Below are 24,056 nucleotides of genomic sequence, written 5' to 3'. Positions count from 1 at the left end.
CGAACGCGTAATCCCGGGGACACCGGTTGATCACCGCGGGGTTCCCGCGCCGTCGTTCGGGCAGGACACGGTTTCGGCCGGAACCAACACACGAAAGGCGGACGTGCCACCGATGCCGACCGCACCGCACCCCGTGCCCCTCGCGGGCCGTCGAAGCCGATGGGGCGAGCACGGGCTCGCCTGGGCCTTCCTGCTGCCCTCCCTGGTGGTCTTCGTCCTGTTCATCGGCTATCCGCTGGGACGGACGATCTACCTCAGCGGACACGCCAACGACCTCTTCGGCGCGCCCTCCCGCTACGTCGGCTTCAAGCACTACACCGACCTGCTGGCCTCCGCCGACTTCGGCCGGACGCTGGTCACCACCGCGCTGTTCACCCTGCTCACCGTGGTGCCCGGGGTGCTCGGCGCGCTGGTGCTGGTGCTGCTGCTGGAGAACCGGATCCGGGGCGTACGGCTGCTGCGCTCCGCCTTCGCGCTGCCCTTCGCCTTCTCGGTGGCCAGCGCCTCGGTGGTCTTCGCGGTGTTCTACAACCCGGCCAGCGGGGTGCTGAACGGCCTGCTGTCGCACCTCGGCCTTGGGCCGGTCGGCTGGTTGACCGAATCCCGGTACGCGCTGTTCTCGGTGGCCCTGACCACGGTCTGGATGAACCTCGGCTACAACGTACTGGTGCTCTCGGCGGGCATCGGCTCGATCCCCGGCGAGGTCGTCGAGGCGGCCCGGATCGACGGCGCCTCCGGCCTGCGGCTGGCCCGCTCGATCACCGTCCCGATGCTCGGCCCGAACCTGTTCTTCCTGACGGTGGTCTCCACCGTCCACGCACTGCAGAGTTTCGGCCAGATCCACATCCTCACCAAGGGTGGGCCGGACGGCTCCACCCGGACCCTGGTCTACTCCGTCTACGAGAAGGCCTTCGCCTACGGCTCCAGCGACTTCGGCACGGCGAGCGCCCAGGCCGTGGTGCTGCTGCTGGTCGTCCTCGCCTGCACGGCCGTCCAGTTCGGCGTCCTGGAGCGGAAGGTGCACTACGCATGAGCACGGTCGTCACCGAGGCCGAGGTCCGGGCCGATCCGCCCCGTCCGCGGGTCCGCCCCCTCGCCGGACGCTCCCCGCGCGACCTGCTGGGCCGCGCCGCCGTCTACCTGCTGCTCGCCGTCGCCGTGGTCACGGTGGCCTTCCCGGTGTACTACGCGGTGGTCGGCGCCTTCATGGAGCCGTCCGAACTCGCCTCCTACCCACCGGCGTTGGTGCCCCACTCGGTGACCGGCCGGAACTTCTCCGGCGCGGTGGACACCATCCCGCTGTTCCGGCAGTACGCCAACTCGGCGATCACCGCCACCGCCATCACCCTCGCCCAGCTGGTCACCTCGATCCTGGCCGCGTACGCCTTCGTCTTCCTGCCGATGAAGGCGCGGGCCGCGGTGTTCGGGCTGTTCCTGGCGACGCTGATGGTCCCCTGGGAGGCCATCATCATCCCCAACTACCTGACGCTGTCAGGCTGGGGCCTCGGCAACACCTACTTCGGCCTGGTGCTGCCGTTCCTCGCCTCCGGCTTCGGCACCTTCATGCTGCGCCAGGCCTTCCGCCAACTGCCCGGCGAACTGCGCGACGCGGCCCGGATCGACGGCGCCGGGCACTGGCGGTTCCTGTGGCGGATCGTCGTGCCGCTCAACAAGCCGGCCCTGGCCGCGCTGTCGATCTACGTCTTCCTGTCGGCCTGGAACCAGTACTTCTGGCCGCTCATCATCACCCGCACCGCCGAGATGCAGACCCTGCAGATCGGCCTCACCTCGCTGCGCGACGCCGAGATGGCCGACCCCGGCCTGATCCTGGCCGGCGTGGTGCTCTCCCTGCTGCCCACCCTCGCCCTGGTGGTCTTCGGCCAGCGCTTCATCGTCCGCGGCCTCACCGCGGGCGCCGTCCGCTGAGCCCGCACCCGCTCCGCCCGTACATCCCGCCGTACATCCCGCCCGTACATCCCGTTCGTCAACCGGAAAGAAGAAAACCCTCGTGAAGAAGAGTGCACGCGCGCTCGCGGCCCTGCTGGTGGCCGGCCTGTCCCTGACCGCCTGCAGCTCCAGCGGCTCGGACGCCGGCTCGGGCGGTTCCGCCGACGCCGGGGCGCCCGGTGCCCAGGCGCTCGACCAGGCCTCCGGCGTCACCACCGTCGAGTTCTGGCACTCGATGACCGGCAAGAACGCCGACGTGCTGAACGGCCTGGTGAAGGACTTCAACGCAGCCCACCAGGGCAAGATCGAGGTCAAGGCGCAGTTCCAGGGCAAGTACGACGAGCTGGTCACCAAGTACAAGGCCGCGGTGCAGCAGAAGGGCACCCCCGCCCTGGTGCAGGTCTACGACATCGGCACCCGCTTCATGATCGACTCCAAGCAGACCGTCCCCGCCCAGGCCTTCGCCGACAAGGACGGCTACTCGCTGGACGACCTCGACCCCAACATCCGCAACTACTACTCGGCCAACGGCAAGCTGGTCTCGATGCCGTTCAACTCCTCGATGCCGCTGCTCTACCTGAACACCGACGCCTTCAAGGAGGCCGGCCTCGACCCGGCGCAGCCGCCGAAGGACCTCAACGAGCTCGGTGACCTGGCCAAGAAGCTGACCAAGAAGGACGCCGACGGCAAGACCGTCCGCTACGGCTTCGGCGCCGCCATCTACGGCTGGTTCGTCGAGGAGCTGCTCGCCGAGTCCGGCACCATGTACTGCGACAACGACAACGGCCGCAGCAACAAGGCGGGCAAGGTCGTGTTCGACTCCGCCCAGGGCGCGCAGATCGTCCAGTGGTGGGCCGACCTCGTCAAGGGCGGCTACGCGGCCAACACCGGCCGGGTCACCGACGACGCCCAGGCCGCTTTCAAGTCCGGCACGGTCGCCATGCACCTGGAGTCCACCGGCGTGCTGCGCGGCTACACCGAGGCCGCCAAGTTCGGCGTCGGCACCGCGCCCTTCCCGAAGGTGACGGCCGCCGACCAGGGCGGCCCGGCGATCGGCGGCGCCTCGCTGTGGATCAGCGGCCCCGGCCACTCGGACGCGGAGAAGCGGGCCGCCTGGGAGTTCGAGAAGTTCGCCACCAGCCCGGAGCAGCAGGCCGTGTGGCACACCGGCACCGGCTACTTCCCGGTCAACAAGAAGTCCCTGGACGACCCCAAGGACAAGGAGTGGGTCGGCAAGTACCCGCAGTTCCAGACGGCCATCGACCAGTTGAAGGCCACCAAGCCCACCCCGGCCACCGCCGGCTGCCTGCTCGGCGTGATGCCGCAGGCCCGCAAGGGCGTGGAGACGGCCATCGAGCAGACCGTGGCCGGCAGCAAGACCGCCCAGCAGGCGCTCGCCGAAGCGGCCAAGGAGCTCCAGCCCGCGATCGAGAGCTACAACAGCTCGGTCGGCTGAGGCCGGTCACCCGCCCAGACCGACGGCCCGCCCGGCGCACCCCGCGCCCGGCGGGCCGTCCCCGTCCCGGGTCTGCTCCGGGGCGTGTCCTGCGGATCGGGCCCCAGGCCGGGACCGCGACGCCAGGGCCCGCCCTACGCCGAGAGCGCGGCGCCGTCCTCGGGCAGCACGCACGCGCCCGCCAGCTCGTCCAGCGACAGGTCCAGCGCGAACGCCAGCGCCGCGATGGTGAAGAACGACGGCGTCGGCGCCCGCCCGGTCTCGATCTTGCGCAGCGTCTCCGCCGAGACACCGGCCACCGCCGCCACCTCGACCATGCTGCGCTCGCCACGCGCCTCGCGCAGCAGCGCCCCGAAGCGCTCCCCACGCTCGCGCTCCCACGGGGTCAGCGGAGTCCTCACCATGCCGTCGAGTCTAGGGCCTGTCCGGCAGGCCCCGCCCGGCGCTCCCTAGTGCGACCACGGCTGCTGGTAGTCCATGGGCCAGTTGGGCAGGGGGACCGGGCCGCCCGGACGTGCGGTGTTGAGGGCGAGGCAGAGGATGACGACGGAGGTCGACCGCTTCTGGGTCCAGGAGCCGAAGACCTCGGGCCCCTCCGCTTCGCACGAGCCGTCCCGGGCGCTGTCCCGGATGACCTTCGCGACCTTGTACTGCGCATCGGTCTTGGAGCAGCCCACGATCTGTAGGTCCGGTCTGGAGGACACGCCGCGATCGTGCATGCAGTCGCCGACCTGGGCGACGTCGGCCTCGGTCTCCTCCAGCTGACCGGCGACGAGCACTCCGACGGTGGCCAGAGCGACAAAGATGAGCGGCGCCCGCACGGCCTTGCCGAACCGGCGGAGCCGCGAGGAGGGGGGCGGCTCGGAGGCCTGCAGGTGCGCATGGGCAGCGCGGAGCAGCGGCGAGGTCACGTCGGGTCCTTGTGATCAGTTCATCGGTATTGCGGCGCCGAACAGTAGCGGATCTTGTGCCGGGCGGTCGTGGCAATTTCCGCAGCCGTCCGTGCACCGGCCGCCAGCGGCGCCCGACGTCCATCGACCGTGATACAAATACCGGTATAAGAATTGGATCCAGGGGAGAGGTTCACCATGGTCGAACTCAAGTCGGACGCCGCCCTCGACGCGATGCGCGAGGCCGGGCGGGCGGTCGCCAACGCGCTGGCGGCCGTGCAGCGGGAGGCGGCGGCGGGCGTGAGCCTGCTGGAGCTGGACGAGGTGGCGCGGGGGGTGCTCACGGCCGCCGGGGCGACCTCGCCGTTCCTCGGGTACCGGCCGGCCTTCGCGCCGGTGCCCTTCCCCGCCGTCATCTGCGCCTCGGTGAACGACGCGGTCGTGCACGGCGTCCCGGACGGCTACCGGCTGCGCGACGGAGACCTGGTGAGCATCGACTGCGGGGCCGTCCTGGACGGCTGGTGCGGCGACTCCGCCGTCAGCTTCACCGTCGGCCCCGCCCGGCCCGAGGACGCCGAGCTGATCGATGCCACCCGGCGCGCCCTGGAGGCCGGGATCGCCGCCGCCGTGGTCGGCAACCGGATCGGCGACATCGCCCACGCCGTCGGAACGGTGGCCCGCGCCGGACGCTACGGGCTGCTCGACGGCTACGGCGGCCACGGCATCGGCCGCCGGATGCACGAGGACCCGCACGTCCCCAACGAGGGCCGCCCCGGCCGGGGTTACCCGCTGCGCCCGGGCCTGGTGCTGGCCATCGAGCCGATGCTGACGGCCGGCGGCCGCGACGACTACGACACCGACCCGGACGGCTGGACCCTGCGCACCACCGACGGCAGCCGGGCCGCGCACATCGAGCACACCGTCGCCGTCACCGAGGACGGTCCGCGGATCCTCACCCTGCCGTAGTCCCCGGCGGGTGACGGACGTTACGCCGTCCCGCCCGTCCCACCGGAGTAGCGTGCGGGGCATGACCGATCAGGACTTCACCACACGGGTCACCGTACGCGGGTACGAGACCGACACCCAGGGCCACCTGAACCAGGCCGTCTACCTGCAGTACGCCGAGCACGCCCGCTGGGAGTACCTCCACGCGGCCGGCATCCGCCAGGCCGAGCTGGTGGCCAAGGGCGTGGGCCCGGTCGTCCTGGAGACCACGGTGAAGTACCTGCGGGAGCTGCGCGCCGGGGACACGGTGGAGATCAGCTGCGCGTTCGTCTGGCGAGGGGGCAAGACCTTCCAGGTGGTGCAGCGGCTGACCCGCGAGGACGGCGTGCTGGCCGCGGAGGTCACCGGCGTGGGCGGCATCCTCGACCTGGTGGCCCGCCGGCTGGTCGCCGACCCGCGCGAGCCGCTGCGCGCCCTGGCCTCGGACCCGGGACTGCTCGGCCTCTGACCTCCCGTCCGCCCCGCCCCGCCCCGCCCCGTCCCGCCCCGCGCCGGGGCGTCAGGCGGGCCGGTGCCGCCCGGCGGGCACGGGTGCCGTCCGGGGGTGGTCGGCGGCGGCGATCAGCGCGGCCAGCCCGGTGGTGACCGGCACCGCCGCGACCAGTCCGATGCTGCCGACCAGGGTGCGGGCGATCTCCTCGGCCACCAGTTCGCTGGTGGCCACCGACACCAGCGTCCGGTGCGCGACGGAGAACAGCAGCAGCAGCGGCAACGCGGCCCCCGCGTAGGCGAGCACCAGGGTGTTGACGGTCGAGGCGATGTGGTCGCGGCCGATCCGCATGCCGGTCCGGTACAGCCGGCCGGCGCCCATCGTCGGGTCGGCCTCGTGCAGTTCCCAGATCGCCGAGGTCTGGGTGACCGTCACGTCGAACAGCACGCCGAGCGATCCGATCACGAACCCGGCGAGCAGCAGGCCGCGGATCTCGATGCCGGGGTAGAGGCCGTGGACCAGCCCGGTCTCCTCCGAGGTGTCGCCGGTCAGCCGCGCCCAGGCGGCGAAGACCAGGCTGAGCACCCCGATCAGGACCAGCGACGCCAGCGTTCCGAGCACCGCCACCGAGGTGCGCGCGGAGAGCCCGTGGCACAGGTAGAGGGCGATCAGCATGATCGCGCTGGCGCCGACGATCGCCACCAGCAGCGGGTCCGAACCCCGCAGGATGGCGGGCAGGATGAACAGCGACAGCACGGCGAAGCTGATCGCCAGCGCGAACAGCGCGGCGACCCCGCGCCAGCGGCCGATCACCACCACGACGACGGCGAACAGCCCGGCGAGCACGCCCATCGGCAGGTTCCGGTCCACGTCGACGACGCTGTAGCGCAGCTCCACGGGGGCGTTCGGCGCTGAGGTGAGGACGACCCGCTCGCCGACCTCGTGGCGCCGCGACTCGGACGGGTGGACGACCACCGTGAAGGTGCGGCCCCGGTCCGGGCCGTCGGTGACCTCGACGGTCTCCTGCCGGCAGGTGCCCCGGTCGGCGGGGCCGAGGTCGGCGCAGGGCAGTTCCTGGAGCCGGGTGACCAGGCCCTGCCGGATCTGCTGGTCGAAGCCGACCCCGGTGTGCTGGTGGGCCGGGACCCCGCCCGGCCAGAGCACCACCAGGCCGACGGCGACGGCGACCGCGAACGGGATCAGCACGGCCGCGACCACCGTGCGCAGACGGGCGGAGACCGGCGCGGCGGGCCCGTGGCCGTGGCCGTGGGCGTGGCCGTGCCCCACGGGCGCGGCGGGCCCCTCGTGCCGGTGCTGCTGCTCCTCGTGCGCGTGATCGTGATCGTGCTCGTGCACGAGCGCGTTCCCGTCGTGCGGGTTCCCTGCCGTCACCTCACGCCTCCTCAGTTCTCCTCCACAGCACCCGAAATCATCGGCGTCCGGCCCGCCGTCACCCCGCAGGACACGAACGGTCGGCGCGCCGCCGCCGGGTGCGGGACGGCCCCCGTCCGCCGTCGGGGGATTGCCCCACCCCCGATCGACCGGCTGGCGGCATGGGCCCGATTCCCCTGCCGCAGCAGACTCTTGGGCATGTCGAAGCTCACCGGTACCACTCTCGCCACGCTGGCCGTCACCGTGCTGACCGCCCTTCCCGCCGCCGCCGCCGTCCCGGAGCACTCCGGCGCGGGCGGCCTCGACTGGACCACCTGCCAGGGCCCGGTCGACCCCCGCCAGCAGTGCGCCGACCTCACCGTCCCCCTGGACTACAACGACCTGGACGGCCGACAGATCACGCTCGCCGTCTCCCGGATCGCCACCGCCAAGCCGGGCCTGCGCCGCGGTGTGCTGCTGACCGTTCCGGGCGGGCCGGGCGGTTCCGGGACCGGCCTCCCCACGAGCGCCGTCGGGCGCCTCCCGCAGTCCGTCCTGGACCGCTACGACCTGGTCGGCTTCGACCCGCGCGGCGTCGGCGGCTCCACCCCGGTCAGCTGCGGTCTGGACCACTCCGACCTGGCGATGGTCAAGCTGCGCCCCTGGCCGGCCGCCGACGGCTCGATCGACACCAACCTGGCCACCGCCCGCCGGGTCGCCGAGACCTGTGCGCGCAACGGGGGACCGGTGCTGCGCAGCATCTCCACCGCCAACGAGGCCCGCGACATCGACCGGATCCGCCAGGCCCTCGGCGAGCGCAAGCTCTCCGCCTGGGGCACCTCGTACGGCACCTACGCGGGCGCCGTCTACGCCACCATGTTCCCCGGGCACACCGACCGGATCGTGCTGGACAGCAACGACGACCCGGACCCGTCGAAGGTCGGCCGCGGCTGGCTGGCCGCCTTCGGCCAGGGCGCCGAGGACCGCTTCCCCGACTTCGCCGCGTGGGCCTCGGCGCCGGACAACCCGGACCGGGTCGCGGACACCCCCGAGCAGGTGCGCCCGCTGTTCCTGGACCTCGCCGCCCGGCTGGACGCGGCCCCGCTGCCCTGGCCCGGCGCCAACCCGGCCGAGCTGAGCGGCAACGTGCTGCGCGAGTCCATGCTGAACAGCCTGTACGCGGACGCCAAGTTCCCCGACCTGGCCCGGCTGATGCTGGCGGGCCTCGGCCGCCGCCCGCTGCCCGCCCCGGTGGTGCCGCCCGACGCGGCGGTGCAGAACACCCTCGCGGTCTCCGTCGGCACGCTCTGCAACGACGTTCGCTGGCCCGCCGACCCGGCGGCCTACGCCAAGGACACGGCGGCCGACCGGGCCGCCCGGCCGCTCACCGCGGGCATGCCGGTGAACGTGATGCCCTGCGCCTTCTGGCCGTTCGCGCCCGCCGAGCCGCCGGTGCGGGTGACCGGCCGGGGGCCGGCGAACGTCCTGCTGGCGCAGAACCTGCGCGACCCGGCCACCCCGTACTCCGGCGCGCTCAAACTGCGGGCGGCGTTCGGTGACCGGGCGCGGATGGTGACGGTCGACTCCGGCGGCCACGACGTCTACCTGGCGAACGGGAACGCCTGCGGCGACGCGGTGGTGACGGACTTCCTGGTGACGGGCCGCCGCCCGGCCGAGGACGTGTACTGCCCGGCCGCCGACTGACGCCGACTGACGCCGACGGGGGAGGAGCAACGGGCCGTGGACGAACGGCCCTTACTTCTGCGTGTACCCACGTTCGACCCTCACACATGAGTCGAACCTGTCGCGATTTTGTGACAATAGTTCGCCAACAGGCCCCCCACGGTGGGGATTCACGGCCGTAATGTTCGAACTATGTCACCGAAGAGCCGCATACCTGCCCCGGACCCGGGCGACACCTGGGTCCCGCGCCCGAGGCGCCGTGAGACCCCGCTCGGAATCCTGCGCCATGCGGCCACCTTCCTCGGCTCCAGCGTGCTGGGCGGCGTCCTGCTGGCGGGGCTGATCCTCCCGGGGGCGGGCGCGATGGGCCTGGGCGCCAAGAGCGGTGCCGAGGGCTTCGAGAGCATCCCCGACGACTTCAAGACCCCGCCGCTCACCCAGGCGACCCAGATCTTCGACGCCAAGGGCGGCCTGATCGCCAAGGTCTACGAGCGCGACCGCACCGTCCTGACCGCCGAGCAGATGTCGCCGCTGATCCGCAAGGCCCAGGTGGACATCGAGGACGCGCGCTTCTACGAGCACGGCGCCGTCGACCTCAAGGGCGTGCTGCGGGCGATCACCAAGAACGCGGAGAGCGGAGCCGCAGTACAGGGCGCCTCCACCCTCACCCAGCAGTACGTGAAGAACGTCAACGTCGAGATGGCCGGGGACGACCCGGTGGCGGTGCGCGAGGCGCAGCGCAAGACCCTGGGCCGCAAGATCCAGGAACTGCGGTACGCCATCAAGCTGGAGGAGGACCTCTCCAAGGAGCAGATCCTCACCAACTACCTGAACATCACCTTCTACGGACACCAGGCGTACGGCATCCAGGCCGCCTCCCAGCGGTACTTCAGCAAGGACGCCAAGGACCTCACCCTCCCCGAGGCGGCGATGCTCGCCGGGCTGGTGCAGAACCCCACCCAGTACGACCCGAAGCTGCACCCGGTGGCCGCGCAGAAGCGCCGGGACACCGTCATCGACAAGATGGTGGAGAACAAGCACATCACCGCCCAGCAGGCGGCCGAGGCGAAGGCGGCCCCGCTGGGCCTCAACTACAAGGACCCGCAGAACGGTTGCATCACCGCCCAGGCCGGCATGGGCTTCTTCTGCGACTACGTCCGCCACGTGGTCAAGCAGGACCCGGCCTACGGCAAGAGCGCCGCCGAGCGCAAGAAGCTGTGGGACACCGGCGGGTTGAACATCTACACCACGCTGGACCCGGAGAAGCAGGCCGCCGCCCAGCACGCCGTCTCCACCAAGGTGTACGTCACCGACCCGGTCTCGGCGGCGATGACGATGGTCGAGCCCGGCAGCGGCAAGATCCTGGCGATGGCCCAGACCCGCCCGTACGGCCTGGCGAAGGAGAAGAACCAGACCGTCGTCAACCTCAACGTGGACGCGGCGATGGGCGGGGGCATCGGGTTCCAGCCCGGCTCCAACTTCAAGCCGATCGTGGCCGCCGCCGCCCTGGAGGCCGGCCTGTCGCCGACCCAGCAGTACGACTCGCCGAACCGGATGGACTGGCCGACGATGAAGACCTGCGACGGCACCTGGAAGAACCTCAACAAGGGCAGGAAGGAAGGGACGATCCCCAACGAGAGCCCGAGCGAGAAGGGGCCGTACCAGCTCAAGCAGGCGATGGCGCTCTCGGTCAACACCTACTTCGTGCAGATGGAGCAGGAGATCGGGCTCTGCGCCGTCAAGCAGATGGCCAACAAGCTGGGCGTGACCGGCAAGGCGAGCGGCGACCCGTTGCAGGAGGTGCCCGCCCTCGGCCTGGGCACCCAGGAGGTCAGCCCGCTGACCATGGCCAACGTCTACGCGACCTTCGCCGCCCGGGGCTCCTACTGCGCGCCGGTGGCGATCAACCGGATCACCACGGTGGCCGGCAAGGACGTCCCGGTGGCCCCGGCCCGCTGCGACCAGGTGATGTCCCCGGACACCGCCGACGTGATCAACAGCGTGCTGCTCGGAGTGACCGAGAAGGGCGGCACCGCGCGGGACCTCCGGCTGGACGACGACCGCCAGATCGCGGGCAAGACCGGCACCACGGACGAGAAGAAGTCGGCCTGGTTCACCGGCTACACCGGCAACCTGGCCGGCTCGGTCTGGCTGGGCAGCCCGGGCGTCAAGGTGCCGATGCGCAACATCCGGATCGGCGGCCAGTACCAGCCCGAGGTGTTCGGGGCGACCGGCCCGGGGCCGATCTGGCAGCAGGCCATGAGCGACGCCGTGCGGTCCATGCCCGAGCAGGACTTCACCACGGTCCACATCCCGGACCCGGTCCGCCCGACCCCCGGGTGCGGCACCCCCACCGGCTCGCCGTCCTCGGCGACCTGCACGGGGGCGCCCGGCCCGGGCTCGACCGGCCGCCCGCGCGGCAACTCCCCGTCGGACGGCGGCGCGACCGGCCGCTCGGCCCCCACCACCCCGCCGGACTCCCCGGACCCGTCGGACCAGTGACGCCCGCGGCCCCGCATGAGTACCCGTACTCATGCGGGGCCGCGGCCCGTCGGCGGACGATGGGCGCCATGCCGCACAGCTTCCTCGGCGTCCCCGCCGTCCTCTGGCCCTCGATCGGCTACCTGGCCGGTTACCTGGTGATCGCCGTCGCCGCCGCCCGCGAACTGCGCGGCGGGGTGAGCGCGGCCAACGCCGTATGGCAGTGGACGGCGGTGGTGTGGACGATGCCGGGGTTCCTGCTCGCGATGGCCGCCAACCCGTTCCCGGACGGCACGGCGGCCCGCTTCCTGTCCGCCACCGCGCTCGGCGCGGCGGGCAACGCGGCCCTGCTGGCGCTCACCGCCCACGCCTTCGGGCTGCGCTGACACCTCCCGCCGAAGTCGGCGCTACCGCGCCTCGACCGGCTCGCCGGTGTCCTGGTCGAGGTTGAACACCCGCCGGTAGGAGTCGGTGACCACGGTGATCCGGGTGCGCCCCGTCCAACTCGCCGTCACCAGCCGGGCGTCGTCCGGGCCGCCGCCGACGTCCGCCAGCAGCCAGCGCCGGGCCGACCAGCCCTGCCCGCTCTCCAGCAGCACCTGCCAGTGCTCACCGGCCTGCGGCCCGGAGCCGTACGAGCGGTGCACCACCACCAGCGAGCGCTCCGCACCGGCCGGCGCGTCCTCCCGGCTGCGGCTCTCGGCCGCCGACACCTTGTGCGCGGCCAGCACGCCGAGCAGGAACACCACCCCGGCGGTCACCGTGACCGCCCGGGTGGCGGCCCGTACGGCGGTGCGGCGGTCGCTCAGCCAGGCGGCCGCGATCAGCGCGCCGAGCGCGCCGCCGAGCATCAGCTCCGGCCGGTTCAGCAGGTCGGCGACCAGCATCAGTCCGCCCGAGCGGCTCTCCCACTGGCCCTCGGTGTACAGCAGGACGGCCGCCGCCCCCGCGGCGAGCAGCAGTCGGGCCAGCAGCCGCCTGGCCCGCGGCGACCGGCGGCGCCGGTACCGTTCGGTCCACTCGTCCATCGTCCCCCCGGTCATGTGCTCACAGCTCCATGAGGAGTTTCCGGCCCTCCGGCCAGTCGCCCAGCCCGGAGTCCGCGTTGAGGTGCCCGTACGCGCCCGGCTCGACGTAACGTGAGCCCCAGGCCCGGGCGAACTCCCGGGCCCGCTCCGGGGTGATCCACGGGTCGTCGGTGGAGGAGACCACGACGGTCGGGAACGGGAGGCGCTCCAGCCTCACCGGCCGGAAGCCCGACACCTCCGGCACGTCGGCGTTGTCCACGTCGGCGGGGGCGACCAGCAGCGCGCCCCGCACGGCGGCGGTCCGCTCGGCGGCCGCACCGGCCGCCCAGTCGGCGGCGGTGACGCAGCCCAGGCTGTGCGCCACCAGCACCACCGGCCCGTCGGCGGCGGCCGCGGCCACCGCCGCGTCCACCCGCGCCACCCAGTCCGCCCGGTCCGGGTGGTCCCAGTCGGCCTGCTCGACCCGGCGGAAGGCCTCCGGGTCGGCGGCCTCCCAACGGGTCTGCCAGTGCTCCGGGCCCGAACTCTGGTACCCGGGGAGAACGAGGTAGGTCGTGCGATCGGTCATGAGCTCCTCCGGGGCGGTTCCGGCCGCGGCCGGTGGACGGCCGGTGGACGGGTCGTGGACGGTCGGTGGGCAGGCAGCACGAGAGTCTAGGCCTCGCCCGCAACCTCCCCACAGCCGGGCACCGCACCCACCGCCCCACCCACCCCCGCCCCGGCGCGCACGGCTTGCGGCCGGCGCGCGCGCCGGGTGGTGCGCCGCCGTACGCCTGGTGCGCCCTGTTGCCAACGGCGCGGCCGGTACGGGAGGTTGGTGCGGGCCCGGGTACACCTGGCCCGCCGACCTCGCCTTCGCCGACGTCGACCCGGCCGACTACGTCGCCCTGGTGATCCCCGGCGGCCGCGCGCCCGAGTACCTGCGCAACGACCCGGACGTGCAGCGGATCGCCCGGCACTTCTTCGCCGGGGACAAGCCCGTCGCGCAGATCTGCCACGGCCCGCTGATCACCGCCGCCGCCGGGGTGCTCGACGGCCGCCGCACCTCCGCCTACCCCGCGCTCGCCCCGGACATCAAGGCGGCGGGCGCCGAGTTCGTGGAGGGCGAGGCGGTGGTGGACGGCGTGGTCGTCTCGGCCCGCGCCTGGCCCGACCACCCGGCCTGGCTGCGCGCCTTCATCGAGGTCCTGCGCACCAAGGCCCCGGTGTCCTGACCCACCGCGAGGGCCCGTCCTGGGCCCGGCCCCCGGCCGTACCCCGAGACCTCTCGGGGTACGGCCCCGGGCCACGGTCGGGGTAGCGGGCCCTCCGGGAGGCTGACGACGGCTGCGGACCGGTCCTGCCATGGCGTCAAGGCCCATGGAAACAGTCGGAGTTGACGCTCCGGCGCCCTGACCCAGGGAGACCGGCATGACCGCCGATCCGACCGCCCCGGTCCGGAGGCTCCGTCGTCCGCTGCTGCGCGCCGCCGTCACGGCCACCGCGGCCGCGGGCCTGCTCGCCACCCTCGCCCCGGCAGCCCTCGCCGCACCCGCCGCACCGCGCCCGGCCGCCGACTGCCGCGGCGCCCTCCACCTCACCGCCGCCGACCCGGCCGACCGGACGGACTCCGCCGCCGGCCGGGCCGACTGGGCCGCCGCGGACGCGGCCCTGGCCGGCCTCACCGGCCCGGGCTACGCCACCTCCGCCCTGGCCGCCGTCTGGGAGGACGGCCGGCTGGAGTGGCGCAACGCCACCGGTGTCGCCGACCGCGGCAGCGGTGGCCCCGCCGACCCCGAGGGCCGGTTCCGGATCGGCAGCGCCACCAAGACCTTCGTCGCCACCACCCTGCTCCAACTCGTCGGCGAACACCGGCTGGACCTCGACGACCGGCTGGAGTGCCTGCTGCCCGGCGTGGTGCCCAACAGCGCCGCGATCACCGTCCGGCAACTGCTCGACCACACGAGCGGCGTCGCCAACTACACCCAGGACCCGGCCTTCGAGTCCACCGACGAGGGCTGGCTGAACGGCCGCCGCTTCCGGCCCTACTCCCTCCAGGACCTGGTCGACATCGCGAACACGTACCCGCCGGCCTTCCCGCCCGGCCAGGACTGGGCCTACTCCAACACCAACTACGTGCTGGTCGGGATGATCATCGAGAAGCTCACCGGACACAGCTGGCAGCAGGAGGTCACCCGCCGGATCATCCGCCCGCTGCACCTCACCGGCACCTCGATGCCCGGCAACTCGCCCTTCGTCCCGGGCCCGCACGCCCACGGCTACCTCAAGACCGCCGAAGGCCCGGTGGACGTCACCCTGCTCGACCCCTCGATGGCCGGGTCCGCCGGCGCCGGCATCTCCACCACCGCCGACCTCACCACCTTCCTCGGAGCGCTGCTCGGCGGCCGGTTGCTGCCCCCGGCCGAACTGGCCGAGATGCAGCGGACCACCGCGAGCGGCGGGGGCCGCGGCTACGGCCTCGGCCTCCAGCGGGTGGACACCCCGTGCGGCACCTTCTGGGGCCACGCCGGCGGCATCCCCGGGTACAACACCCTGATGCTCGGCTCGGCGGACGGCAGGCGCCAGTTCGCCTCGGTCGTCACCGCCTACGACGTCGGCGACGGGAGGGCCGCCACCGCCGCCTGGAACCGGCTGACCGCCACCGCCCTGTGCGGCCCGCAGCAGTCGCCCGCCGCTCCCGCCCCCGCCCCCGGCCTCGGTCCCGACCTCGCCCTCCCCGCGCCCTGACCGTCCCCCTACGCTGACCGGCGACAGTGCAGCCGATCACCACCAGGAGGACCAGTCATGGCAGAGCCGCTGATCGCCACCGTCGGGGGCAAGGTGCCCGCCGTCGACCCGGGCGCCTTCCTCGCGCCGAACGCCGTCGTGGTCGGGGACGTCAGCGTCGCCGCCGGGGCGAGCGTCTGGTACGGCGCGGTGCTGCGCGGCGACGCCGAGTCGATCGCCGTCGGCACGGGCAGCAACATCCAGGACAACTGCACCCTGCACGCCGACCCCGGCTTCCCGCTGGTGGTCGGCGAGCGGGTCTCGGTCGGCCACAACGCGGTGCTGCACGGCTGCACCGTCGAGGACGACGTCCTGGTCGGGATGAACGCCACCGTCCTCAACGGCGCCCGGATCGGCGGCGGTTCGCTGGTCGCGGCGGGCGCGGTGGTGACCCAGGGGATGGACGTCCCGCCCGGCTCGCTGGTCGCGGGGGTCCCGGCCAAGGTCCGTCGGGAGCTGACGGAGGAGGAGCGGGCCGGGATCAAGGCCAACGGCGAGGGCTACCTGCTCCTCGCCGAGGCGCACCGGGAGGTCTAGGCACGCCGGGTCGGCGGTCCGCCGCTACAGCCGGTCGTAGACGGCGGACAGCCGGCGCAGCACCTCGGCGGCCCGGTCCAGGGCCTCCTCGTCGTAGTCGTCGAGGTCGGCGTGCAGGGCCTCGGCCAGAGCGGCCTGGCGCTGCTCGTGCCGGGCCCGGCCGTCCTCGGTGAGGGCGACCAGGACGGACCGCTTGTCCTCGGGCGGGCGGGTGCGGGTGACGTAGCCGGCGGTGACCAGGCCGTTCACCAGCTGGGTGGTGGCCGGGCCGGTGGTCTCGGTGCCGGCGGCGAGCTGGGTGATGCTGAGCGGCCCCCGCTCGGCCAGGGTGCGCAGGGCGCGGGCGTGGGTGAGGGACAGGGCGCCCGGGGTGCGGGTGGCGCGCCCGCGCAGCCGGGAGTCCGCGGCGCTGAGCCGGTAGGCGGCGCGGGCCAGGCGGTCGAGTGCCTGGGCGCGTTCGGGCGTGGGCGGCGGTGCGGTCGTCATGGTGGGTTCCTCCTCGGCGGGTTGACAACAGACTAGCCTCAGTACTTAATAGATAAGTACTTACTCGCTAAGTACTTATCTACACCGCTCCAGGAGGAGACCGTCATGACCATTCGTTCGACCGGCCAGAACTGGGCCCTGGACATCGCCCTCGCCCAGGGCGGCTTCGACGCGCTGCACCCCGAGGCCGTCGGGACCATGGAGCAGCTCGGCCACGACCACACCGACTTCGCCAAGGTCTTCGCCCTGGTCAGGAGCGGTGCCATGCTGCCCAAGGCGTGGGCGACGGTGGCCGGCCAGGCCGAGGAGCGCGCCGCCCACCACGAGCGCGCGGGCTTCGCGCAGACCGCCGCCGACCTCTACCTGCGGGCCGCCGTCATGTGGGGCCGGGCGCAGTACTCGATCTTCGACGCCACCGACCCGCGCAAGGCGGTGCTGCGCGCCCACGCCGACCACTGCGTGGACCGCCTGGGCGCCCTGCGCGACGGCCGGGTCCGCCGGGTGGTGCTGGACTTCGAGGGCTCGACGATCCACGCCCTGCTGCACCTGCCCGCCGGGCGGGTCGAGAACGCGCCCGCCGTCATCCTCGGCCCCGGGATGGACATGATCAAGGAGGACTACATCTGGGCGGCCGAGCGCTACTACACCTCCCGCGGCATCGTCGCGCTCTCCATCGAGGGCCCCGGCCAGGGCCAGACCCGGGCCGGCGGGCTGACCGTCGAACTCGGCAACTACGAGCGGGCGATCGGCCGCTACCTCGACCACCTGGCCGAGCTCCCGGAGGTCGACGCCGAGCGGATCGGCATGTTCGGCATCTCGATGAGCGGCTACTGGGGCTCCCGGGCCGCCGCCACCGACCGCCGGATCGCCGCGCTCGCCGCCTTCGAGGCCGTCACCGGGGACTTCGCGACGATCTTCGAGCGGGCCCAGCCGACCTTCAAGAACAACTACATGTACATGGCCGGGTACACCGACGAGGAGGCCTTCGACCGCGACCTCGCCCACCGCATGCCGCTCGGCGACCTGGTGGCCGAGATCACCTGCCCGGTGCTCTACGGGATCGGCGAGTTCGACGAGCTCACCGACCTCACCCAGGCCCTGGCGAGCTTCGAGCGGGTCCGGGCCCCGAAGGAGCTGCGGGTCTACGAGGACGAGTTCCACCCGCTCGGCGGGGTGGCCGCCGAGGCCTTCCGCTTCGGCGCGGAGTGGCTGGAGCGCGCCCTGGCCGGCGAGTTCGCCGACCCGGGCCGCGACGTCCGGCACTACGTCCACCGCGACGGACGCACCACCGACGGCTCCGCCGACCCCACCTGGTGGCGCGGCGCCGCCCCGACGGAGCTCACCGCGCTGCGCCGCGGCTGACTCCTACGGGGTCGGCGCCGAGGCCGGGGTCGGGGCCGGCGTCAGTGGCACGCCCGTCCGCTCCGCCGACGGTTCCACCGGGACCGGGGCGGGCGGGCGCCGGTCGGCCGCCCAGGCCAGCACCGCGACCACGGCGCCGGCCGCCGCCAGGCCGGCGCCCACCAGGGTCGGCGAGGTCCAGCCGAGCCCGGCGGCCAGGGCCAGCCCGCCGAAGTAGGCCCCCTGGGCGTTGGCCAGGTTGAACGCGCCCTGCACCGTCGCCGAGGCCAGGGTGGGCGCGCTGCGCGCCTTCTGCAGCACCAGGGTCTGCACCGCCGGGACGATCGCGAAGCCGAACAGGCCGATCAGCACCACCGTGACGGCCGCCGACCAGCGGGCGTGCGCGGTCACCGCGAACAGCGCGAGCGTCGCCGAGAGCAGCAGGAAGGAGACGCAGACGGTCGGCCGCAGCGCCCGGTCGGCGGCGAACCCGCCGATCACGTTGCCGAGCGTCATCCCCACCCCGAACAGCGCCAGCACCCCGGTCACCGAACCGGTCGCGTACCCGGAGACCTCGGTGAGCAGCGGCGCGATGTAGCTGTAGCAGGCGAACATCCCGCCGCAGCCGACCATCACGGTGGCCAGCGCCAGCCACAACTGCCCGCTGCGGAAGGCCCGCAGCTCGTGCCGGAGCCCGGACTGGCCGGGGGAGGGGAGGGCCGGCACCAGCCGGGCGATGGCGAGCGTCCCGGCGGCGGCGATCACCACCACCACCAGCATGGTGGCCCGCCAGCCCAGGTGCTGGCCGAGCAGGGTCGCGGCCGGGACGCCGACGATGTTGGCGACGGTCAGCCCGGAGAACATCACCGCGACCGCCCGGGCCCGCCGGTCCGGCGCCACCAGCTCGGCGGCGGCCACCGCCCCGGCGCCGAAGAACGCGCCGTGCGGCAGCCCGGTGATCAGCCGCGCGGCGGCCAGCGTCCAGAAGTCGGGGGCCAGCGCGCACAGCAGGTTGCCGGTCGCGAACAGCCCGGCCAGCGCCACCAGCACCGCCTTGCGGGGCTTCCCGGCGGCCAGCGCGGTGAGCAGCGGCGCGCCGACCACCACCCCCAGCGCGTACGCGGAGATCAGCCAGCCCGCCTGCGGGATGGAGACGTGCAGACTGTCGGCGACCTGGGGGAGCAGCCCCATGGCGGCGAATTCGGTGGTCCCGATGGCGAAAGCGGTGACGGCCAGCGCGAACAGCGCGAGAGGCAAGGGGTGGCTCCGGGGTGATGCCCGCGCCCGGCGGGGTGCGCGGCGGGTGCGTGGCGAGGGAATTCGTTCGTCGAGAATCCTAATCGGCCCGGATGACGTCCCCGTGAGGCCCGTGTGACGAATCGGGGGCGTGCGGAGCAGGGGGCTCGCCTCGGCGGCCCCCGCGCGCAAGACTGGGTTCATGTGCCGCAACATCAAGACGCTGCGCCCGCCCGTCACGCCCGACGCCGGCGAGGAGGACTTCCACGCCGCCGCGCTGCAGTACGTCCGCAAGGTGTCCGGTTTCCGTGCGCCGGCGGCCCACAACCGGGAGGCCTTCGACCGGGCGGTGGACGCGGTCGCCGAGGCCACCACCCGGCTGCTCGACGAGCTGGAGGTGCGGGGCTCGCACGCCCGTGCCGCCGGGGCGACCGTCTGAGACGCGAGGAGCAGGATCCGCCGATGAAACCCGTCGACCGTTACGCCCTCACCTTCCCCGGCACACCCGGCACCCAGGCCCCGCAGGACGTGGTCGTGGTCGTCCGGACCAGCGCCAAGGGCCCGGGCGGGCACCCCGTCTACGAGGACGCCAGCGGGATCGTCCGGGCCGAGATCAGCGAGGCCGGGGAGGTCCGGATGCTCGCCAGCGGCGGCCACCAGACCCCGCACCTGCCGGTGCACGCCCACCCGCTGCCCTGAACCGCCTCGGACGTCCCGAGCCGCCGAGCCGCGCGATCCCCCCGAAGCGCGGGTCGCGGGCGCGCCCGTGCGGCACAATCGGCCCATGACCACAGCGATTTGGCAGGGCACCGTCGTCGCCGAGAGCGAGGACACCGTCCTCGTCGAGGGCAACCACTACTTCCCGTGGGAGGCGGTCCGGGCCGAGTTCCTGCGGCCCTCCGACACCACCACGGTGTGCAGCTGGAAGGGCACGGCGAACTACTACACGGTGGAGGTGGCCGGGCAGGCCAACCCGGACGCCGCCTGGTACTACGCGGACCCGAAGCCGGAGGCGGAGCACGTCCGGGGGCGGGTGGCCTTCTGGCGCGGGGTGGAGATCACCGAGTAGCGGCAGCCGCGCCCCCGCGTGTCCGAGCCCCGCGTCCGACCCGAGTGTCCGGCCCGAATGTCCGGCCCCCGTGCCCGGTCGGCCGGACGCGGGGGCCGCGCCGTTGCGCGCCGGGGGCCGTCCCGTTCCGTACGGGGGTGCGGTCAGCCGCCGAGGGCCGGTGGCGGGGCGACCGCTCCGTGCCCCGTCTTGACGCCGTTCACCATCGCCTGGTGGACGGCCCGCGCGGTGCTCTCGTCCGTCGCGGCGACCGGGCTGCCGGACACCGTGTACCAGTCCAGCGCCCCGGTGTACTGGACGGTCAGCCGCGCCTCGCCGTCCACCCACGTGGTGTGCACGGTGAGGTCGCCGGAGATGGGGCCGACCTCGGTGGTGGTGACCCCGCCGGGGCCGCTGATGATCGACTGGGTGGTCCAGGTCGCCCACGAGGTGCGCGGGTCCGCGGGCGGCCGGGTCTGCCGGTCGGTTTGATCGTGTTCGGTCATGCGCCTATCCTCCCCCGCCGGTGCGCCACCATCCGGGCAGCGACACCTGCGGTCACAAGGACCGCCCGGTACCGCCGGGCGGTCGGATCGGTGTGGCGGACGGTCAGGCCCGGTCCGGGCCCCTCGCGCCGGGTTCGTCCAGGATGGGGTCGCCCTCCGCCTGGGAGGTGTCCTGTGCGTGCAGGTTCTGCATCGAGGTGACGCCCTCCTCCGGATCGGCGGCCCGGACGTCCTCCTCGCGGTCGGTGCTCACTGCGGAGCGTTCGCTCATGTCGGTCATCGCGGGCTCCGTCTCCTCGGCCGGCCCCGGCGCTCCCGGAATCGGGCGCGGTCGGGCCGGGTCTGTCCCTCGCCCCTCCAGCCTGCCCCCGCCCCGGCGCCGGGGCCAGCCGGGTGACCCGCGCACCCGGCGGCCGGCGGCCGGGGGCCGCCGGGCGGCGGGCACCGGGGCGCCGGATCACCGGAGTGCAGGACCGCCGCCGCGCAGGATCACCAGGTCACGGGCAACGACCGCATCCCGTAGATGAACGACTCGGTGCGGAACGCGCGCTCCCCGGCCGGCCGCAGCCCCGGCAGCCGCCGGAACAGCGTCTCCAGGGCGATCTGCAGCTCGGCGCGGGCCAGCGGCTGGCCCAGGCACTGGTGCACGCCGAAGCCGAAGGCCAGGTGCCGCCGGGCGTCCCGGTCCAGGTCCAGCTCGTCCGTCGACCGGTGCCCGGCGCCGCCGAACACCGCCTCCTCCCGGTTGGCCGTGGACAGCATCGCGATCACGCCCTCCCCGGCCCGGACCGTGACCCCGCCCAGCTCCACGTCCTCCACCGCCACCCGGGGCAGCCCGGTGTGCACGATGGTCAGCAGCCGCAGCAGCTCCTCCACCGCGCCCGGCAGCGCGGCCGGGTCGGCGAGCCTGGCGACCTGCTCCGGGTGCTCCAGCAGCAGCGCGGTGGACAGCGCGATCATGTTCGCGGTGGTCTCGTGCCCGGCGACCAGCAGCAGCACGCCCGTGCCGGCCACGTCGTCCGGGCTCAGGTCGTCCCGCGCCGCGAGCCGGCTCAGGACGTCGTCCTCCGGTTGCGCGCGCTTGCGGGCCGTCAGGTCGCGCAGGTAGTCCTGGACCTCGTCCTGGGCCACCCGGAGCTCCTCCACGGTGCTGTCCCGGCTGAGCAGGGTGCGGCTCAGGCCCTGGAAGCGGTCGCGGTCCTGGTACGGCACGCCGAGCAGCTCGCAGATCACCAGCGAGGGCACCGGCAGCGCGAACTCGGTGACCAGGTCGGCCGTGGTCCGGCCCGCGGTCATCCGGTCCAGTGCCTCGTCCACGATCCGCTGGATCTCCGGGCGCAGCGCTTCCACCCGCTTGACCAGGAAGTCCCCGGTGACCATACGGCGCTGGCGGGCGTGCTCGGGGTCGTCGAGGCGCAGGAAGTTCGGCTTGCCCGTGACCAGCTCCTCGCGGGCGCCGGCGACCAGCAGCGGGAAGGCCGGGTGGCGCACGTCGGCGCTGAACCGGCGGTCGGACAGCACGGTGCGGACCTCGGCGTAGCCGGTGACCAGCCAGCAGGCGTCGCCGTCGGGGAGTTCGGCCCTGGTCATGGACGCGGTGGCGGCGGCCTCGGTGTACACGGGCGGCGGGCCGAACGGGCAGCCGCTGGAGTGCGGGGCCGGCAGCAGCGGGACGGCGGGGGCGGTGGGTGCGGCGGGGGCGGTGGGTACGGCGGTCAAGGCGGGGGTCTCCTCGTGTCGCGGGTGTCCTCGTTGGGTTGCCGGGTGCAGGGAGGCCTCCCGGCGGCCTGCGGGGCCGCAGGTGGGGACCGTCAGACCTCGGCCTCGGCGGGCCCGTCCTCGGTGACGCTGATCGCCCGGCCCGGGCAGAGCTCGGCGGCGAGTCTGACGTCGTCGAACTGCTCGGGCAGCAGCACGACCTGGCGAAGTGTCACAAGGCTGTCCCGCTCGTCCTGGTCGAAGACCGCGGGCACGTTCATCACACACATTCCGGAGCTGCAGCAACGGTCCCGGTCGACGCTCACCTGCATGTCGGCACCTCTCGCCAGGGCGCCGCCGGCTGCCCGGCGGCCGCCTCTCGTTGTCACGGTCAACCTAGCCGCCGCTGGTCCGCCTACGGAGCGGTAGGGCGGACGGATCGGCAAGAATGGCCGATTCGGCTCCTGCGTGAACGCCCTTGCCGCGCAATGCGTTTCAACCGGCGCCAGGCCGTCGGACGGGGCGGCGCGGACGGCCTCACAGGCCCTCGGCGGCGGCCAACTCCCTGACGGCGGCCACGGTGTCGGCCTCGGCGGCGCTCTTGTCCGGCCGGTACCGCACCACCCGGGCGAACCGCAGGGCCAGCCCGGCGGGGTAGCGGGGGCTGCGCTGGAGGCCGTCGAAGGCGATCTCGACGACCAGTTCCGGCCGCACCCGCACCGTGCGGGCGTCCCGGTCGACCTCCCGGGCGAGCAACTCGGCGGTCTGGCAGGCGAGCGTGGCGTCGGTCAGCCCCTTGAAGGTCTTCCCGAGCATCACCCACGGGCCGAGGCCCGGCTCGCCCGCCGCCCGCGCCCCCAGGTGCAGATTGCTCAGGAACCCCTGCCGCCGGCCGCTGCCCCACTCCGCCGCCAGCACCACCAGGTCCAGGGTGTGCCGGGGCTTCACCTTGATCCAGCCCGCCCCGCGCCGCCCGGCCGCGTACCCGGCCGCCGGGTCCTTCACCAGCACCCCCTCGTGGCCGAGCGCCAGCGCCCCGCGGAAGAACGCCGAGGCCTCCGCCCGGTCCTCCGTCTCGATCCGGGCCACCCGCAGACCCTCCGGCACCGCCCCGGCCAGCGCCGCCCAGCGCTCCCGGCCCGGCCGGTCCACCAGGTCCGCACCGTCCCGGTGCAACAGGTCGAAGAACCGTACGCTGAGCGGGACTTCGGCCCGCAACCGGTCCGGATCCCGCCGGGTGGCGGTACGCGCCGCGGTCTCCTGGAACGGACGCGGCCGCCCGTCCGCGCCCAGCGCGATCGCCTCGCCGTCCAGCACCGCCGACCGCAACGGCAACGCCAGCGCCGCCTCCGCGACCTCGGGGACGCGCGCCGTGATGTCCTCCAGGCCACGGGTGAACACCGCGACCTCCCCGCCGTCCCGGTGCACCTGCACCCGGATCCCGTCCAGCTTCCACTCCAGCGCCGCCGCACCCGTACGCTCCAGCGCCGCCACCACGTCCGGCGCGGACGCCGCCAGCATCGGCCGCACCGGCCGCCCCACCTCCAGGCGGAACCCCGTCAGGGCCTCCGCCCCACCGGCCAGCGCGGCCCGCGCCACCGCCCGCGCCGACCCCCGGAACATCAACGCCCGCCGCACCGCCGCCACCGGCACCCCGGCCGCCTGCGCCACCGCGTCCCCGACCAGCGCGTCCAGGGCCCCCTGCCGCAGGTCCCCGACCAGGACCGCCCGCAGGAACCTCTGCTCCACCTCCGTCGCCCGCCCGAACAGACCCGCGAGCAGCCGCCGCCGCTCGGCCTGCGCCCCCGCCCCGTGCACCCCGGCGATCCGCTCCAGCTCCCGCTCCACCTCCCGCACCCCCAGGGAGGCCTCCACCGCCGGCGCCGGCAACTCCCGCAGGGCCGCCCACCCCACCCCCGTCCGCAAGCGCTGCGCCTCACCCGACAGCAGCACCACCGCCGCCGCCCCCTCCTCGGCGCCCAGCTCCCGCAGGCACCCCGCCAACAGGCCCACCTTCGCCCGCCGCCCGGGCTCCGCCGCCACCTCCCGCGACACCTCCGCCAACCGCCGCAACCCCATCCGCCGCCACCTCCACCCCCAGCATCCGCGCGGCCCCCCGACCCCGCACCCCGACCGCCCGGGCACGT

Annotated in this window: 27 protein-coding genes; 15 read left to right on the top strand and 12 right to left on the bottom strand. The window is 73.8% G+C overall.

Features of this window, described 5'->3' with window-relative positions:
• Positions 1-112 precede the first annotated feature (112 nt).
• The 3 genes from ACFXOZ_RS05925 to ACFXOZ_RS05915 all read left to right on the top strand — a co-directional run bounded on the left by ACFXOZ_RS05925 (position 113) and on the right by ACFXOZ_RS05915 (position 3,403).
• The gene (locus ACFXOZ_RS05925) at positions 113-1,033 is read left to right on the top strand and encodes a carbohydrate ABC transporter permease (RefSeq protein WP_380408295.1); all 921 of its coding nucleotides are present in this window, start codon (positions 113-115) and stop codon (positions 1,031-1,033) included.
• Positions 1,030-1,926: a carbohydrate ABC transporter permease gene (locus tag ACFXOZ_RS05920; protein WP_380531221.1), complete on the top strand. Its 897-nt coding sequence runs from the start codon at positions 1,030-1,032 to the stop codon at positions 1,924-1,926. The genes ACFXOZ_RS05925 and ACFXOZ_RS05920 overlap by 4 nt, the downstream gene beginning before the upstream one ends.
• A gap of 82 nt (positions 1,927-2,008) precedes the next feature.
• On the top strand, positions 2,009-3,403 hold the full coding sequence (locus ACFXOZ_RS05915) for an ABC transporter substrate-binding protein (protein WP_380587774.1): 1,395 nt from the start codon (positions 2,009-2,011) through the stop codon (positions 3,401-3,403).
• A 134-nt stretch (positions 3,404-3,537) separates the two neighbouring features.
• Here ACFXOZ_RS05915 and ACFXOZ_RS05910 read toward each other — a convergent pair whose 3' ends face one another.
• Positions 3,538-3,807 carry a helix-turn-helix transcriptional regulator gene (locus ACFXOZ_RS05910; RefSeq protein ID WP_359793523.1) on the bottom strand — a complete coding sequence of 90 codons (270 nt, stop codon included), beginning with the start codon at positions 3,805-3,807 and terminating at the stop codon, positions 3,538-3,540.
• Between the two features lie 45 nt (positions 3,808-3,852).
• Positions 3,853-4,314 carry a hypothetical protein gene (locus tag ACFXOZ_RS05905; protein ID WP_380587771.1) on the bottom strand — a complete coding sequence of 154 codons (462 nt, stop codon included), beginning with the start codon at positions 4,312-4,314 and terminating at the stop codon, positions 3,853-3,855.
• A 177-nt stretch (positions 4,315-4,491) separates the two neighbouring features.
• Between ACFXOZ_RS05905 and map the strand changes: the two genes are divergently transcribed.
• On the top strand, positions 4,492-5,259 hold the full coding sequence (gene map / locus ACFXOZ_RS05900; RefSeq protein ID WP_380587768.1) for a type I methionyl aminopeptidase: 768 nt from the start codon (positions 4,492-4,494) through the stop codon (positions 5,257-5,259).
• A gap of 61 nt (positions 5,260-5,320) precedes the next feature.
• Positions 5,321-5,746 carry an acyl-CoA thioesterase gene (locus ACFXOZ_RS05895; RefSeq protein WP_380408287.1) on the top strand — a complete coding sequence of 142 codons (426 nt, stop codon included), beginning with the start codon at positions 5,321-5,323 and terminating at the stop codon, positions 5,744-5,746.
• A gap of 51 nt (positions 5,747-5,797) precedes the next feature.
• On the opposite strand, the gene ACFXOZ_RS05890 is transcribed toward ACFXOZ_RS05895, so the two are convergent.
• A complete protein-coding gene (locus ACFXOZ_RS05890) occupies positions 5,798-7,120 on the bottom strand; it encodes a YibE/F family protein (RefSeq protein WP_380531212.1) in 1,323 nt (440 codons plus the stop codon).
• A 198-nt stretch (positions 7,121-7,318) separates the two neighbouring features.
• Here ACFXOZ_RS05890 and ACFXOZ_RS05885 point away from each other — a divergent pair, with 198 nt between their 5' ends.
• The 3 genes from ACFXOZ_RS05885 (at position 7,319) to ACFXOZ_RS05875 (ending at position 11,649) form a co-directional block, all read left to right on the top strand.
• Positions 7,319-8,803, top strand: coding sequence for an alpha/beta hydrolase (locus ACFXOZ_RS05885; protein WP_380531209.1), 1,485 nt, complete (start codon positions 7,319-7,321; stop codon positions 8,801-8,803).
• A gap of 171 nt (positions 8,804-8,974) precedes the next feature.
• The gene (locus ACFXOZ_RS05880; protein WP_380587765.1) at positions 8,975-11,284 is read left to right on the top strand and encodes a transglycosylase domain-containing protein; all 2,310 of its coding nucleotides are present in this window, start codon (positions 8,975-8,977) and stop codon (positions 11,282-11,284) included.
• Between the two features lie 68 nt (positions 11,285-11,352).
• Positions 11,353-11,649 carry a hypothetical protein gene (locus ACFXOZ_RS05875; protein ID WP_380587762.1) on the top strand — a complete coding sequence of 99 codons (297 nt, stop codon included), beginning with the start codon at positions 11,353-11,355 and terminating at the stop codon, positions 11,647-11,649.
• A gap of 21 nt (positions 11,650-11,670) precedes the next feature.
• Here ACFXOZ_RS05875 and ACFXOZ_RS05870 read toward each other — a convergent pair whose 3' ends face one another.
• Together ACFXOZ_RS05870 and ACFXOZ_RS05865 are read right to left on the bottom strand one after the other, a co-directional pair.
• Positions 11,671-12,306 (bottom strand): hypothetical protein, encoded by a 636-nt coding sequence (locus ACFXOZ_RS05870; RefSeq protein WP_380525029.1) that lies wholly within the window; start codon positions 12,304-12,306, stop codon positions 11,671-11,673.
• Between the two features lie 4 nt (positions 12,307-12,310).
• Positions 12,311-12,859, bottom strand: a complete 549-nt coding sequence (locus ACFXOZ_RS05865) for an RBBP9/YdeN family alpha/beta hydrolase (RefSeq protein ID WP_380525030.1) — start codon at positions 12,857-12,859, stop codon at positions 12,311-12,313.
• A gap of 208 nt (positions 12,860-13,067) precedes the next feature.
• On the opposite strand from ACFXOZ_RS05865, the gene ACFXOZ_RS05860 reads away from it, so the two are divergent.
• From ACFXOZ_RS05860 to ACFXOZ_RS05850, 3 genes are all read left to right on the top strand, one after another.
• Positions 13,068-13,505 carry a DJ-1/PfpI family protein gene (locus ACFXOZ_RS05860; RefSeq protein WP_380587759.1) on the top strand — a complete coding sequence of 146 codons (438 nt, stop codon included), beginning with the start codon at positions 13,068-13,070 and terminating at the stop codon, positions 13,503-13,505.
• A gap of 196 nt (positions 13,506-13,701) precedes the next feature.
• Positions 13,702-15,018, top strand: coding sequence for a serine hydrolase domain-containing protein (locus ACFXOZ_RS05855; RefSeq protein ID WP_380587757.1), 1,317 nt, complete (start codon positions 13,702-13,704; stop codon positions 15,016-15,018).
• A gap of 57 nt (positions 15,019-15,075) precedes the next feature.
• Complete coding sequence (locus ACFXOZ_RS05850; protein ID WP_380525107.1) at positions 15,076-15,594, top strand: gamma carbonic anhydrase family protein; 519 nt, start codon at positions 15,076-15,078, stop codon at positions 15,592-15,594.
• 24 nt (positions 15,595-15,618) lie between these two features.
• On the opposite strand, the gene ACFXOZ_RS05845 is transcribed toward ACFXOZ_RS05850, so the two are convergent.
• Complete coding sequence (locus ACFXOZ_RS05845) at positions 15,619-16,080, bottom strand: MarR family transcriptional regulator (protein ID WP_380587754.1); 462 nt, start codon at positions 16,078-16,080, stop codon at positions 15,619-15,621.
• 105 nt (positions 16,081-16,185) lie between these two features.
• Here ACFXOZ_RS05845 and ACFXOZ_RS05840 point away from each other — a divergent pair, with 105 nt between their 5' ends.
• Positions 16,186-17,442 (top strand): alpha/beta hydrolase, encoded by a 1,257-nt coding sequence (locus ACFXOZ_RS05840; RefSeq protein WP_380587751.1) that lies wholly within the window; start codon positions 16,186-16,188, stop codon positions 17,440-17,442.
• A gap of 3 nt (positions 17,443-17,445) precedes the next feature.
• On the opposite strand, the gene ACFXOZ_RS05835 is transcribed toward ACFXOZ_RS05840, so the two are convergent.
• Positions 17,446-18,678 carry an MFS transporter gene (locus ACFXOZ_RS05835; protein WP_380587748.1) on the bottom strand — a complete coding sequence of 411 codons (1,233 nt, stop codon included), beginning with the start codon at positions 18,676-18,678 and terminating at the stop codon, positions 17,446-17,448.
• Between the two features lie 181 nt (positions 18,679-18,859).
• Between ACFXOZ_RS05835 and ACFXOZ_RS05830 the strand changes: the two genes are divergently transcribed.
• The 3 genes from ACFXOZ_RS05830 (at position 18,860) to ACFXOZ_RS05820 (ending at position 19,726) form a co-directional block, all read left to right on the top strand.
• Positions 18,860-19,096 (top strand): DUF2277 domain-containing protein, encoded by a 237-nt coding sequence (locus ACFXOZ_RS05830; RefSeq protein ID WP_380587745.1) that lies wholly within the window; start codon positions 18,860-18,862, stop codon positions 19,094-19,096.
• Between the two features lie 23 nt (positions 19,097-19,119).
• Complete coding sequence (locus tag ACFXOZ_RS05825) at positions 19,120-19,356, top strand: DUF6296 family protein (RefSeq protein WP_360230768.1); 237 nt, start codon at positions 19,120-19,122, stop codon at positions 19,354-19,356.
• A gap of 85 nt (positions 19,357-19,441) precedes the next feature.
• Positions 19,442-19,726, top strand: a complete 285-nt coding sequence (locus ACFXOZ_RS05820) for a DUF427 domain-containing protein (protein ID WP_380525112.1) — start codon at positions 19,442-19,444, stop codon at positions 19,724-19,726.
• Positions 19,727-19,869: 143 nt separating this feature from the next.
• On the opposite strand, the gene ACFXOZ_RS05815 is transcribed toward ACFXOZ_RS05820, so the two are convergent.
• The 5 genes from ACFXOZ_RS05815 to ACFXOZ_RS05795 form a co-directional block, all read right to left on the bottom strand.
• Positions 19,870-20,211, bottom strand: a complete 342-nt coding sequence (locus tag ACFXOZ_RS05815; RefSeq protein WP_380525113.1) for a hypothetical protein — start codon at positions 20,209-20,211, stop codon at positions 19,870-19,872.
• A gap of 103 nt (positions 20,212-20,314) precedes the next feature.
• On the bottom strand, positions 20,315-20,491 hold the full coding sequence (locus ACFXOZ_RS05810; protein WP_380402469.1) for a hypothetical protein: 177 nt from the start codon (positions 20,489-20,491) through the stop codon (positions 20,315-20,317).
• A 209-nt stretch (positions 20,492-20,700) separates the two neighbouring features.
• Positions 20,701-21,930, bottom strand: coding sequence for a cytochrome P450 (locus ACFXOZ_RS05805; protein WP_380525114.1), 1,230 nt, complete (start codon positions 21,928-21,930; stop codon positions 20,701-20,703).
• A 92-nt stretch (positions 21,931-22,022) separates the two neighbouring features.
• A complete protein-coding gene (locus ACFXOZ_RS05800; RefSeq protein ID WP_380525115.1) occupies positions 22,023-22,241 on the bottom strand; it encodes a ferredoxin in 219 nt (72 codons plus the stop codon).
• A 205-nt stretch (positions 22,242-22,446) separates the two neighbouring features.
• Positions 22,447-23,988 (bottom strand): ATP-dependent DNA ligase, encoded by a 1,542-nt coding sequence (locus tag ACFXOZ_RS05795; protein WP_380587742.1) that lies wholly within the window; start codon positions 23,986-23,988, stop codon positions 22,447-22,449.
• Positions 23,989-24,056: the final 68 nt, after the last annotated feature.

The organism is Kitasatospora sp. NPDC059160 (assembly GCF_042755465.1).
GTDB lineage: Bacteria > Actinomycetota > Actinomycetes > Streptomycetales > Streptomycetaceae > Kitasatospora.
Note: the sequence above shows the minus strand (reverse complement) of the source record. Positions and strands in the feature narration are given on the sequence as shown.

What these genes read in the sequence shown, in the direction of transcription:
- ACFXOZ_RS05875 (WP_380587762.1), top strand. Translation starts at nt 11,353, where the DNA reads ATGCCGCACAGCTTCCTCGGCGTCCCCGCCGTCCTCTGGCCCTCGATC.
- ACFXOZ_RS05920 (WP_380531221.1), top strand. Translation starts at nt 1,030, where the DNA reads ATGAGCACGGTCGTCACCGAGGCCGAGGTCCGGGCCGATCCGCCCCGT.
- ACFXOZ_RS05795 (WP_380587742.1), bottom strand. Translation starts at nt 23,988, where the DNA reads ATGGGGTTGCGGCGGTTGGCGGAGGTGTCGCGGGAGGTGGCGGCGGAG.
- ACFXOZ_RS05855 (WP_380587757.1), top strand. Translation starts at nt 13,702, where the DNA reads ATGACCGCCGATCCGACCGCCCCGGTCCGGAGGCTCCGTCGTCCGCTG.
- ACFXOZ_RS05880 (WP_380587765.1), top strand. Translation starts at nt 8,975, where the DNA reads ATGTCACCGAAGAGCCGCATACCTGCCCCGGACCCGGGCGACACCTGG.
- ACFXOZ_RS05830 (WP_380587745.1), top strand. Translation starts at nt 18,860, where the DNA reads ATGTGCCGCAACATCAAGACGCTGCGCCCGCCCGTCACGCCCGACGCC.
- ACFXOZ_RS05910 (WP_359793523.1), bottom strand. Translation starts at nt 3,807, where the DNA reads ATGGTGAGGACTCCGCTGACCCCGTGGGAGCGCGAGCGTGGGGAGCGC.
- ACFXOZ_RS05850 (WP_380525107.1), top strand. Translation starts at nt 15,076, where the DNA reads ATGGCAGAGCCGCTGATCGCCACCGTCGGGGGCAAGGTGCCCGCCGTC.
- ACFXOZ_RS05840 (WP_380587751.1), top strand. Translation starts at nt 16,186, where the DNA reads ATGACCATTCGTTCGACCGGCCAGAACTGGGCCCTGGACATCGCCCTC.
- ACFXOZ_RS05845 (WP_380587754.1), bottom strand. Translation starts at nt 16,080, where the DNA reads ATGACGACCGCACCGCCGCCCACGCCCGAACGCGCCCAGGCACTCGAC.
- ACFXOZ_RS05825 (WP_360230768.1), top strand. Translation starts at nt 19,120, where the DNA reads ATGAAACCCGTCGACCGTTACGCCCTCACCTTCCCCGGCACACCCGGC.
- ACFXOZ_RS05885 (WP_380531209.1), top strand. Translation starts at nt 7,319, where the DNA reads ATGTCGAAGCTCACCGGTACCACTCTCGCCACGCTGGCCGTCACCGTG.
- ACFXOZ_RS05810 (WP_380402469.1), bottom strand. Translation starts at nt 20,491, where the DNA reads ATGACCGACATGAGCGAACGCTCCGCAGTGAGCACCGACCGCGAGGAG.
- ACFXOZ_RS05820 (WP_380525112.1), top strand. Translation starts at nt 19,442, where the DNA reads ATGACCACAGCGATTTGGCAGGGCACCGTCGTCGCCGAGAGCGAGGAC.
- ACFXOZ_RS05925 (WP_380408295.1), top strand. Translation starts at nt 113, where the DNA reads ATGCCGACCGCACCGCACCCCGTGCCCCTCGCGGGCCGTCGAAGCCGA.
- ACFXOZ_RS05870 (WP_380525029.1), bottom strand. Translation starts at nt 12,306, where the DNA reads ATGACCGGGGGGACGATGGACGAGTGGACCGAACGGTACCGGCGCCGC.
- ACFXOZ_RS05865 (WP_380525030.1), bottom strand. Translation starts at nt 12,859, where the DNA reads ATGACCGATCGCACGACCTACCTCGTTCTCCCCGGGTACCAGAGTTCG.
- map (WP_380587768.1), top strand. Translation starts at nt 4,492, where the DNA reads ATGGTCGAACTCAAGTCGGACGCCGCCCTCGACGCGATGCGCGAGGCC.
- ACFXOZ_RS05895 (WP_380408287.1), top strand. Translation starts at nt 5,321, where the DNA reads ATGACCGATCAGGACTTCACCACACGGGTCACCGTACGCGGGTACGAG.
- ACFXOZ_RS05800 (WP_380525115.1), bottom strand. Translation starts at nt 22,241, where the DNA reads ATGCAGGTGAGCGTCGACCGGGACCGTTGCTGCAGCTCCGGAATGTGT.
- ACFXOZ_RS05815 (WP_380525113.1), bottom strand. Translation starts at nt 20,211, where the DNA reads ATGACCGAACACGATCAAACCGACCGGCAGACCCGGCCGCCCGCGGAC.